The sequence below is a fragment of the Acidovorax sp. genome, from assembly GCF_046291265.1.
Taxonomy (GTDB): Bacteria; Pseudomonadota; Gammaproteobacteria; order Burkholderiales; family Burkholderiaceae_C; genus Acidovorax.
The window spans coordinates 1-10,062 of record NZ_JBKBTV010000100.1; the positions used below are offsets into that span (position 1 = coordinate 1).

The 10,062-nt window shown below is 61.2% G+C and carries 8 protein-coding genes; 5 read left to right on the top strand and 3 right to left on the bottom strand.

Translation table 11 applies throughout. The features are described from left to right. The first annotated feature begins 146 nt into the window (after positions 1-146). Both ACK41V_RS22365 and ACK41V_RS22370 read left to right on the top strand, forming a co-directional pair. Entirely contained in the window at positions 147-1,310 is a 1,164-nt protein-coding gene (locus ACK41V_RS22365) for an ABC transporter substrate-binding protein (RefSeq protein ID WP_409785693.1), read from the top strand. Between the two features lie 130 nt (positions 1,311-1,440). Further along, complete coding sequence (locus ACK41V_RS22370) at positions 1,441-2,604, top strand: acyl-CoA dehydrogenase family protein (RefSeq protein WP_409785695.1); 1,164 nt, start codon at positions 1,441-1,443, stop codon at positions 2,602-2,604. Positions 2,605-2,661: 57 nt separating this feature from the next. On the opposite strand, the gene ACK41V_RS22375 is transcribed toward ACK41V_RS22370, so the two are convergent. After that, positions 2,662-2,964 carry a hypothetical protein gene (locus tag ACK41V_RS22375; RefSeq protein ID WP_409785696.1) on the bottom strand — a complete coding sequence of 101 codons (303 nt, stop codon included), beginning with the start codon at positions 2,962-2,964 and terminating at the stop codon, positions 2,662-2,664. Between the two features lie 181 nt (positions 2,965-3,145). On the opposite strand from ACK41V_RS22375, the gene ACK41V_RS22380 reads away from it, so the two are divergent. Together ACK41V_RS22380 and ACK41V_RS22385 are read left to right on the top strand one after the other, a co-directional pair. Next, positions 3,146-4,351 (top strand): acetyl-CoA C-acetyltransferase, encoded by a 1,206-nt coding sequence (locus tag ACK41V_RS22380; RefSeq protein WP_409785698.1) that lies wholly within the window; start codon positions 3,146-3,148, stop codon positions 4,349-4,351. 214 nt (positions 4,352-4,565) lie between these two features. Continuing rightward, positions 4,566-6,734, top strand: a complete 2,169-nt coding sequence (locus ACK41V_RS22385; protein WP_409785700.1) for a 3-hydroxyacyl-CoA dehydrogenase NAD-binding domain-containing protein — start codon at positions 4,566-4,568, stop codon at positions 6,732-6,734. Positions 6,735-6,773: 39 nt separating this feature from the next. Here the strand turns inward: ACK41V_RS22385 and ACK41V_RS22390 are convergent, their stop codons facing one another. After that, positions 6,774-7,547, bottom strand: a complete 774-nt coding sequence (locus ACK41V_RS22390; RefSeq protein WP_409785702.1) for a hypothetical protein — start codon at positions 7,545-7,547, stop codon at positions 6,774-6,776. A gap of 734 nt (positions 7,548-8,281) precedes the next feature. Between ACK41V_RS22390 and ACK41V_RS22395 the strand changes: the two genes are divergently transcribed. Next, the gene (locus ACK41V_RS22395) at positions 8,282-9,004 is read left to right on the top strand and encodes a hypothetical protein (RefSeq protein ID WP_409785704.1); all 723 of its coding nucleotides are present in this window, start codon (positions 8,282-8,284) and stop codon (positions 9,002-9,004) included. Positions 9,005-9,210: 206 nt separating this feature from the next. Here the strand turns inward: ACK41V_RS22395 and ACK41V_RS22400 are convergent, their stop codons facing one another. Beyond that, positions 9,211-9,852 carry a LysE family translocator gene (locus ACK41V_RS22400; RefSeq protein ID WP_409785706.1) on the bottom strand — a complete coding sequence of 214 codons (642 nt, stop codon included), beginning with the start codon at positions 9,850-9,852 and terminating at the stop codon, positions 9,211-9,213. Positions 9,853-10,062 lie beyond the last annotated feature (210 nt).

Consider the following 10,062-nt stretch of genomic DNA (forward strand, 5'->3'; position numbering starts at 1 on the left):
CCCCACAACCCATTCGGGCTGAGCCTGTCGAAGCCAAAGCGCGTCCCATGCCAGGCCCCGACCAGATAGGGAAAGTGCTGGTGCCCCACCCCGGGCATCGTTCTATAACGAGCAACCGAGTTCGATCCAACCGAAGGAGACGTGCCATGAAACTTCATCACATTGCCGCGCTGGCCACCCTGGCCATGGCTGCGGGCGCTGCGCAGGCGCAGCCCAGCCAGGGCGTGAGCAAAGACACCATCACGCTGGGGTCCATTCAGGATTTGTCGGGGCCGCTGGCGGGCTTTGGCAAACAGGTGCGGCTGGGCATGATGCTGCGCGTGGACGAGGCCAACGAACAAGGCGGCATCAACGGCCGCAAGCTCGACCTGAAGGTGGAAGACTCGGGCTACGATCCCAAGAAAGCCGTGCTGGCAGCTCAGAAGCTGGTCAACCAGGACAAGATTTTCATGATGATTGCGCACATCGGCACGGCACAAAACCTGGCCGCCATGCCCGTGCAGTTCAGCAAGAACGTGATCAACTTCTTCCCGGTGACGGCCGCGCGGGAAATGTACGAGCCCTTTCACAAGCTCAAGTATTCGTTTGCCGCCACCTACTACGACCAGATCCGTCTGGCCGCGCCCAAGCTCATCAAGGAAAAGGGCGCCAAGAAGGTCTGCACCATTTACCAGGACGATGAGTTTGGCTTGGAGGTAATGCGCGGCGGCGAGGCGGCCCTCAAGTCCATCGGCATGGACTTTGCCGAGAAGACCTCGTACAAGCGCGGCGCCACCGACTTCTCGTCGCAGGTCGCCAAGATGAAGTCGTCAGAGTGCGACTTCGTGATTCTGGGCACCATCATCCGCGAAACCATCGGCACCATTGGCGAGTCGCGTAAGACAGGCTTCAGCCCCACCTTCCTCGGCTCCAGCGCGGCATACACCGACCTCATCCACAAGCTGGGCGGCAAGCCCATGGACGGCCTGTACGCCACCATGACGGTGCAACACCCCTACCTGGACGAGGCCAGCCAGCCTATCCGCTTCTGGGCCAACAAGTACAAGACCAAGTTCAACGAAGACCCCACGGTGTTCTCGGTCTACGGCTACAACGCGGTCGACGCCTTCATCAAGGCCGCACAGAAGGCAGGCCCGGGCCTCAGCACCGACAGCTTCATCAAGGCGATGGACACCATGGTGATTCCACCCGACATGTTCGGCAGCGCAGAAGGCACGTTTGGCCCTCAAAAACGCTTGGGCAGCGACCTGTCCCGCCTGTCGCAAATCACCGATGGCAAATGGAAAGTGGTGTCTGACTACGTGAAATAGTCACCCGCACTGTTTTTTGCCAGCAGGCCGCCTTCGGGCGGCCTTTTGTTTTTGAGAGTGCGTTTTTGGCTCGGCAGTGGCAGAATTTAACCAAGCAGTAACTTTGCATAAATAGAAAGAGACAACCGCCATGATCGACCGCACCCTCTTCCAGCCCGACCACCAGGCCTTTGCCGACAGCTTTCGCCGCTTTGTCGAGAAGGAAGTCACACCGCACCACGCCGATTGGGAAGACCAGGGCTACGTGGCCCGCGAAGTGTGGAACCAGGCGGGCGCCAACGGCTTTCTGTGCATGAGCCTGCCCGAGGAATACGGCGGCGCCGGGGCCGACAAGCTCTATTCCGTGGCGCAGATGGAAGAGCTGGCGCGCGCTGGCACCACCGGCATCGGCTTTGGGCTGCACAGCGAGATCGTGGCGCCGTACATCCTGCATTACGGCACCGAGGCGCAAAAACGCCTCTACCTGCCCCAGATGGCCAGCGGCGCGATGGTGGGCGCCATTGCCATGAGCGAGCCCGCCGCTGGCAGCGACCTGCAGGGCATCAAGACCACTGCGATCAAGAGTGCCGATGGATCGCACTACGTGCTGAACGGCAGCAAGACCTTCATCACCAACGGTTGGCATGCCGACCTGGTGATCGTCGTCGCCAAGACCGACCCGGCGGCCGGGGCCAAGGGCACCAGCCTCTTCCTGGTGGAGCGCGGCATGCCCGGCTTTGAAAAAGGCCAGCGCCTCAAGAAGATGGGCATGAAGGCACAAGACACCTCAGAACTGTTCTTCACCGACGTGAAGGTGCCCGCCGCCAACCTGCTGGGCGGCCCCGCCATGGAAGGGCGCGGCTTCATCTGTCTGATGGAGCAACTGCCGTGGGAGCGCCTGCAGATTGCCATCACCGCCGTGGCCGCGGCCCAGGCCGCCATCGACTGGACGGTGGACTACGTCAAGCAGCGCAAGGTCTTCGGCCAGAGCGTGGCGTCGTTTCAGAACACCCGCCACACCCTGGCCGAGCTGCAAACGCAGGTGCAGGTGGCCCGCGTGTTCGTGGACAAGTGTTGCGAGCTGATCGTCAAAGACACGCTAGACACCGAGACCGCCAGCATGGCAAAGTACTGGACGACTGACCTGCAGTGCAAGGTGATGGACGAATGCGTGCAGCTGTTTGGCGGCTACGGCTACATGTGGGAATACCCCATCACCCGCGCGTACGCCGACGCGCGCGTGCAGCGCATCTACGGCGGCACGAACGAGATCATGAAAGAGGTGATTGCGCGCGCCATGGGTCTGGGCAAGTAGCGCCATGAACGGTGCCATGCACAGTGCCATGTCCCGCGCGATGGACGCCGAACGCTGTTACAGATACCAGGCGGCGCGGACTTCCTCGGGGGTGAGCGGCGCGCCGCGGCGACGGTCTGTGACATTCACCCAGGAGCGGACACCCAGGCTGCCACTCAAGGCACGCATCAGCAGCAGACCCGCGCCAATGCCGCGAATGGCGGCCGAACCGCGATTGGGTGCCATGAAGGCCGCCACCGCCAGCGCGCTGGATGCGGCCAGTACAAGATGGTGCTCCAGCGCAAACCCGTCTCGCGTGTCGTCGTATTCAATAGCGCCGCGGGCCATGCGCTGCACAGCAGAGGATGTATTTCGTTTCATAGCCAGAAATGTAGATAGCAACCGCAGAAAGATAGTGCAAAAACCACCGCACCCACGTCAGAAAGCGCGCTGTTTTGGTGTGAGCCACTCGGGCGCCGCTCGCTACCAACTTACGTGAGACGCGCCGCAAAAGCAACTGCGTCATCACCCAAGCAACTTTGAAGACTACCGGAGACCATTCATGACCGAAGCCTATGTATTCGATGCGCTGCGCACCCCGCGCGGCAAGGGCAAGAAGGACGGCACCCTGCACGAAGTCAAGCCCATCGACCTGCTCACCGGCTTGCTGATCGAGTTGCAGGCGCGCCACCGCTTTGACACAGCCGCGGTGGACGACGTGGTCATGGGCATCGTCTCGCCCGTGGGCGAACAGGGCTCGGTTTTACCGAAGGTGGCCGCACTCAAAGCCGGGTGGGACTTTCGCTGCGCGGGCGTGCAGGTCAACCGCTTCTGCGCGTCGGGCCTGGAAGCCGTAAACCTGGCCGCGCAGAAGGTGCGCAGCGGCTGGGAAGACCTGGTGGTGGCGGGCGGCGTGGAGAGCATGAGCCGCGTACCCATCGGCTCGGACGGCGGCGCCTGGGCGCAAGACCCGGAGACCAACTCCGCCACGCTGTTCGTGCCCCAAGGCATCGGCGCCGACCTGATCGCCACGCTGGACGGCTACACCCGCGCCGACGTCGATGCCTTCGCGCTCGAATCCCAACGCCGCGCCACCGCAGCACGCGCGGCGGGTTACTTCAAGAACTCGGTCGTGCCCGTGCGCGACTTCATCGGCCAGACCATCCTGGCCGAAGACGAGTTCATCAAGCCCAAGACAACCCTCGAAGGCCTGGGCGCGCTCAAGGCCTCGTTTGAGCAACTCGGCGGCATGGGCTTCGACGCCGTGGCCCTGCAGCGCTACCCGCAGGTGGAACGCATCCACCACGTGCACCACGCGGGCAACTCTTCGGGCATCGTGGACGGTGCCGCCGCCGTACTCATCGGCAACGAGGCCGCCGCCAAGGCCCACGGCCTCACGCCGCGCGCGCGCATCGTGGCCACGGCGCTGAGCGGTGCAGACCCCACCATCATGCTCACCGGCCCCGTGCCCGCCGCCAAGAAGGCGCTGGCCCGCGCAGGCATGACCATCGATCAGATCGACCTGTTCGAAGTCAACGAAGCGTTTGCCGCCGTGCCCATGCGCTTCATGCGCGAGCTGGGCGTGCCGCACGACAAGGTCAACGTGAACGGCGGCGCCATCGCCATGGGCCACCCGCTGGGCGCCACGGGCGCCATGATCCTCGGCACCTTGATTGACGAGCTGCACCGCCGGGGCCAGCGCTATGGCCTGGCCACGCTGTGCGTAGGCGGGGGTATGGGCATCGCCACCATCGTTGAGCGGCTCTGACCGAGCGATCCCCCGAACCGTTCGGGCTGAGCTTGTCGAAGCCAAGGCACGAAGACAACCCTTCGACAAGCTCAGGGCGAACGGGCGGTGGTGATGTCGAAGCCCCTGCACATCCCCCACCCGTTCGCGCTGAGCCCGTCGAAGCCAGGGCACACCGATCACCCAGCCACTTACCCCGCCGCGAGATCAAGACACCGCACCAGGAGACAAGAACATGCAAACCATCCGCTACGAACTCATCCCCGCCCAGGGCACCGACGGCGAAGTCGCCGTCATCACGTTTGACGAAACCAATTCCCCCGTCAACACCATGTGCCGCCAGTGGCAGCAAGAGCTGGGCGAGGTCACCGCCCAGGTGCTGGGCGACCGCGAACGCCTGGGCACTGCGCTCAAAGGCATCGTGCTCGCGTCGGTCAAGACCAGCTTCTTTGCGGGCGCCGACCTCAAGGCCACCATGCGCCTCACACCCGCCGATGCGCCCAACGCGTTTGGCGAGATCGAGCGCATGAAGAAGCACTTCCGCACGCTCGAAACGCTGGGCATCCCCGTGGTGGCCTGCCTCAACGGCACCGCACTGGGTGGCGGCTGGGAAGTGGCCCTGGTCGCCCACTACCGCATCGCCGTGGCCGACCCCAAGATCCAGTTCGGCCTGCCCGAGGTCACGCTCGGTCTGATGCCCGGCGCCACCGGCGTGACCAAGATGACGCGCCTGCTGGGCCTGATGGGCGCGCAGCCCTATGTGCTGGAAGGCAAGCTCTTCAACCCTGCCGAGGCGCTGGAGCTGCAACTGGTGCACGAGCTGGTGGCTACTCGCGAGCAACTGCTGCCCGCCGCCCTCGCCCACATCGCCACCCACCCGCATGCCGTGCAGCCGTGGGACGACAAGAACTACAAGATGCCCGGCGGCACGCCCGCCAACCCCAAGATTGCAGGCGCGCTGACGGTAGCGCCCGCCATGCTCAAGAAGACCACGCGCGGCCGCTACCCCGCGCCCGAGGCGGCGCTGGCCGCCATGGTCGAAGGCGCGATGGTGGACTACGACACCGCCCTGCGCATCGAAAGCCGCTACTTGGCCCGCCTGATGACCGGCCCCGTGGCGCGCAACATGATCAACACGTTCTTCTTCGACATGAACGCGATCAAGAGCGGCAAGTCGCGCCCAGGCTCGGCCCCACGCTACAAACCCCAAAAGGTCGGCATCCTGGGCGCCGGCATGATGGGCGCGGGCATCGCCTGGGCCCAGGCCAGCCGGGGCATTGCCACCGTGCTCAAGGACGTGAGCACCGAGAAGGCCGAGGCTGGCAAGGCCTACAGCGCCAAGCTCACCCAGGCCCGCGTAGACAAGGGCCGTATGACAGCCGAGGCGCAGCAGGCGCTGCTGGCGCGCATCACGCCCACCGCCAGCGCGGCCGACCTGGCGGGCTGCGAACTCATCATCGAAGCCGTGTTTGAAAGCCGCGAGCTCAAGGCCAAGGTCACGCAAGAGGCCGAGCCGCAATTGGCGCCTGGCGGCTTCTTTGCCAGCAACACCTCCACCCTGCCCATCAGCGGCCTGGCCACGGCCAGCAGCAAGCCCGAGAAGTTTGTCGGCATCCACTTCTTCAGCCCCGTGGACAAGATGAAGCTGGTCGAGATCATCCGCGGCAAACAGACGGACGACGAAACCGTGGCCCGCGCGTTCGACTACGTGCAGGCCCTGGGCAAGGTGCCCATCGTGGTCAACGACTCACGCGGCTTCTACACCAGCCGCACCTTTGGCACCTTTGTGATGGAAGGCGCCGCCATGCTGGGCGAAGGCATCCCCGCAGCCGCCATTGCAAACGCCGCCATGCAGGCCGGCCTGCCCGTCGGCCCGCTGGCCGTGCTGGACGAAACCGCGCTGACCCTGAGCGTGCATGTGCTGGACCAGACCCGCGCCGACTACGCCGCCGAAGGCAAGACCTACGCCGCCACGCCCGGCGAGCTGCTGGTGGAGCGCATGGTCAAAGAGCTGAAGCGCCCCGGTCGCGCCGGTGGCGGCGGTTTTTATGACTACCCCGCAGGCGCCAAGAAGCACCTGTGGCCGGAGCTGAAACCTCTGTTCGAAAAGCCCGGCGTGGAATGGAGCGTGCAAGAGATCCAGGACCGTTTGCTCTATCGCCAAACCATCGAAACCGCGCGCTGCCTGGCCGAGGGCGTGCTGACCAGCGTGCATGACGCGAACATCGGGTCGATCTTTGGGATTGGGTTTCCGGCGTGGACGGGAGGGGCGATGCAGTTTATCTATGGAACGGGAATCGAAGCGTTCTTGAAGCGTGCGGATGAACTGACGGCGAAGTATGGAGCGGGGTTTAGCCTAGACAAACGAGCTTGCGACGAAATCGACAAGCTGCGGCCATGGTAAATAGTTCAGCGAGTCAATAGCCCTGCAAGCTTGATTGATTCACAAGTCATCCTCGTCTTCTATGCCGTCCTCGGTAAGCAACAGATCTATCTGCGCCTTCAAGCGCGCCTTATCGGCATTGAAGAACGGCGTCGGGATTACGAGCCATGCACGCCGCCCTCCACGTAACCTCACAGGAATCCGGTCGCAATCTGCGTCATCCAAAACTTCTGTACGGGGAACTTTTGACCCGGCCACGGGCGCGGCAAGAGGCTCAACAGCAAGCTTCTGAGGCAGCTCTTGAACTTCAGCAGGAGTCGGGGCACTCAGTGCTGGCGCGCTTTCAGCGTCATCGCCTTCAAAGTATCGCGTGAACTCAACTGATCTTCGAAATACGGCAACGACATCACCGGCCGAAGGCGGCAAAAACCCTCGCTGGATGAGGTCGTACTTTAGGTTGGCATCGGAAGGCAGTCCGGTCGAGTACTTTTCCAGTAGCTCAGAAAAGAGCGCAGGCCTGCGCAAAAAACTAAGCAGAAGTGATCTCTTCAAATCCTCGTCTGGCGCGAACTTGAGAGCTTCAACGTCTTTCGTAACCGCCAAAAGCCCATCACTCGGGCGCTCTAGCAAACCGTAGTACCGCAGCGATGCCATGGCGGAGAGAGCACTCCCGCTTGATGCGCCCTTGTAGCCCAAGTTTTGAGCGACTACCTCTGTTGGAGCAGGGTGTAAGCGCTCTTTGTCATAAGCTTTCATGACGCGGTCGATCGCCTCGTCAAGTGAAATCGACGGAGCCCGAGGACTCTTTTTTCTAGGGATGCCTACATCAGCCATACAAGCTCCATATCACTTAGAAGATCATCGTATAACAGCACTTATTCGTTGTCAAACGTTCCGACCGACATCAAATAACGTATAGAACTTATGCTCATCACTATCCAATGGCTTTCCAATTTCATGAAAACTGAAATTTCGCTAAAAGCTCGCTGCTGGGGAGTAGTATTCAGTAAATTCTCATTTCAAGAAAATTGAAATTTTATGAAGTCTACGCTTAAGCAACTGGTATTGAAGCCACAGGACTTCCTGGTGGCGCTCAAGATTGCTGTAAACAAGGAACGTGCTTTCCTGCTTACAACACTTGCGGATGAGCTATGCATGGCCGTCTCAGCGGTGCACGGGTGCGTGGTTCATTGTGAGCAAGCCCGGCTCATCAGCAGAGCCTCCGGGGAAATCAGGCCGATCAACACGTCCATATCGGAGTTTGCCCTTCATGGAGCTCGATATGCATTTCCTCCAATCCAAGGCCCCCTCACCAGGGGAGTGGCGACAACCACCGCAGGCCCCTCCTTGGTCGAGTACTTTGATCAGGCTAAAGCTATGCCGCACGTGTGGCCAGACGCACTAGGCACCGCCTATGGCCCAGCTCTGCTTCCGCTCCACACCAGCGTTCCCGATGCGTCTCGCCTAGACCAGAAGCTGTTCGATGCCTTAACTCTGATCGACGCCGTGCGGGCCGGGGCAGCGCGTGAACGCGAACTCGCGATACCACTTTTGCGAGAGCGGCTTGCATGAATCAAAACGACCCAAACATTGCATCGCTTGAGATCGTTGCAGAGTCTCTGGGAGACCTCTGCAAAGAGCTTGTCCTAGTTGGCGGTTGCTCCGTTGGACTACTAATTTCAGACCCCGCCAGCCCCCCAGTAAGAGAGACGACTGACGTGGACCTTGTAGCAGAAGTGACGAATGTGGGCGAGTACTACCAGCTCGGAGACAAGCTCTCTCAACGCGGCTTTCGCCAAAGCGCTGAAGCGGAGCACATTTGTCGCTGGACCAAAGGTCCGCTGAAATTAGATGTAATGCCAAGTAGCAGCGATGTTCTCGGGCACTCAACCAACCTCTGGTATCCCGAAGTGGTGGCTACCGCACACGAAATCGCTTTAAGCAATGGATCAATCGTTTTGGTTGTAAGCCCCCCTCTATTCTTAGCGACAAAGCTAGTCGCGTTCTACGACAGGGGATTCCTCATCGTTGACGGCGTACGATTCCCAGACTATGCAGGCAGTCACGACCTTGAAGACATCATCAACGTGATTGATGGCCGTCCAGAGTTGGCACATGAAGTTGAAAATGCTTCAGATAGCGTTCGCAACTATCTACGCGATGAGTTTGATGAACTCTTGGCGGACACAAATTTTGTAGATGTCATCCCTATGCACTTGCGTACCGATGCAGCAAGTCAAGCTAGAGCATCAATTGTCCTGGAACGGCTGCGACGACTTGCAGGCTTGTGAACCGCGCACAGCCAGCGCACAGCCGAGGACGATCTTGGTCCTGACGGAGTAGGCAGCAGGTGCGGATCCGAGGGCATGCCCGCTTCAACGCCCATCACAAAGTCACTCGGGCCGGCGCTCGGCGCACCGCTGCAACGTCGCGCCGGCATTGAACATCCTTGCAAATTGATCGCACCTCAATCCATTTGCAAGGAAAAACCGACGTTCTACCGCACCACAATCATCCGAACACCCAGCGTTATGAACACCATGCCCGCCAACCGGTCCAGCCATTTACCCACCTGCGGCTTGCGGTTGATCCAACCGCCTACGGTCCCGGAGAAGTAGCCAAGCAGGCCAAACAGCACCGCCGCCTGGGCGGTGAACAACAGGCCCAGCAAGCCCAGTTGAAGTTCCATGCTGCCGCGCGACACATCGACGAACTGTGGCAAGAACGACAGGAAAAACAGCACGACCTTGGGGTTGATCACGTTGGCGACCAAACCCTTGGAGAAGGTGCGGTGCAGCGATTCGGCCGGGGCCTGGTTGTTGGTGTTGCGTCCTCCATCGATGCGCACGGCGCCCGCGTGGCGCAGGGCCTGGATGCCGAGCCAGATCAAGTACGCGCCGCCTGCCCATTTCAACGCGGTAAAGGCCATAGGCGATGCAGCCAGGATGGCGCCCACGCCAATCACGGCCAACACGGTGTGGCTGAGGCAGCCCAAAGCGCACCCCAAGCCAAACACGATTCCGGCACGGCGCCCTTTGGACATGCCGACGCTCAGCACCATGAGGTTGTCGGGGCCAGGCGTGGCGGTGAGCATCACGGCGGTGAGCAGAAAGGCAAGGATTTGGGCGGTGGTCAACATGGGCGGTGGTTGGTAGTTCGGGGCTCGCGAAGAAACGGCAATGCCCTGGGCGGGGGGACTCTCTACAGCCGTATCAGCGGCGCTGGCCTACAAGCGCTATTGCTACTGATTTTATAGCTTATAGCGCTTATTGAATAAGGGCGGATTCAAGTCCAAGTGCAACAATAAAGTTAGTGGACTGAATCGGGCTGTTGTGCCAAGCGAGTCAAA

Bases quoted from the DNA above. Each gene is read 5' to 3' on its own strand.
- ACK41V_RS22365 (WP_409785693.1), top strand. From the start codon at position 147: ATGAAACTTCATCACATTGCCGCGCTGGCCACCCTGGCCATGGCTGCG.
- ACK41V_RS22370 (WP_409785695.1), top strand. From the start codon at position 1,441: ATGATCGACCGCACCCTCTTCCAGCCCGACCACCAGGCCTTTGCCGAC.
- ACK41V_RS22375 (WP_409785696.1), bottom strand. From the start codon at position 2,964: ATGAAACGAAATACATCCTCTGCTGTGCAGCGCATGGCCCGCGGCGCT.
- ACK41V_RS22380 (WP_409785698.1), top strand. From the start codon at position 3,146: ATGACCGAAGCCTATGTATTCGATGCGCTGCGCACCCCGCGCGGCAAG.
- ACK41V_RS22385 (WP_409785700.1), top strand. From the start codon at position 4,566: ATGCAAACCATCCGCTACGAACTCATCCCCGCCCAGGGCACCGACGGC.
- ACK41V_RS22390 (WP_409785702.1), bottom strand. From the start codon at position 7,547: ATGGCTGATGTAGGCATCCCTAGAAAAAAGAGTCCTCGGGCTCCGTCG.
- ACK41V_RS22395 (WP_409785704.1), top strand. From the start codon at position 8,282: ATGAATCAAAACGACCCAAACATTGCATCGCTTGAGATCGTTGCAGAG.
- ACK41V_RS22400 (WP_409785706.1), bottom strand. From the start codon at position 9,852: ATGTTGACCACCGCCCAAATCCTTGCCTTTCTGCTCACCGCCGTGATG.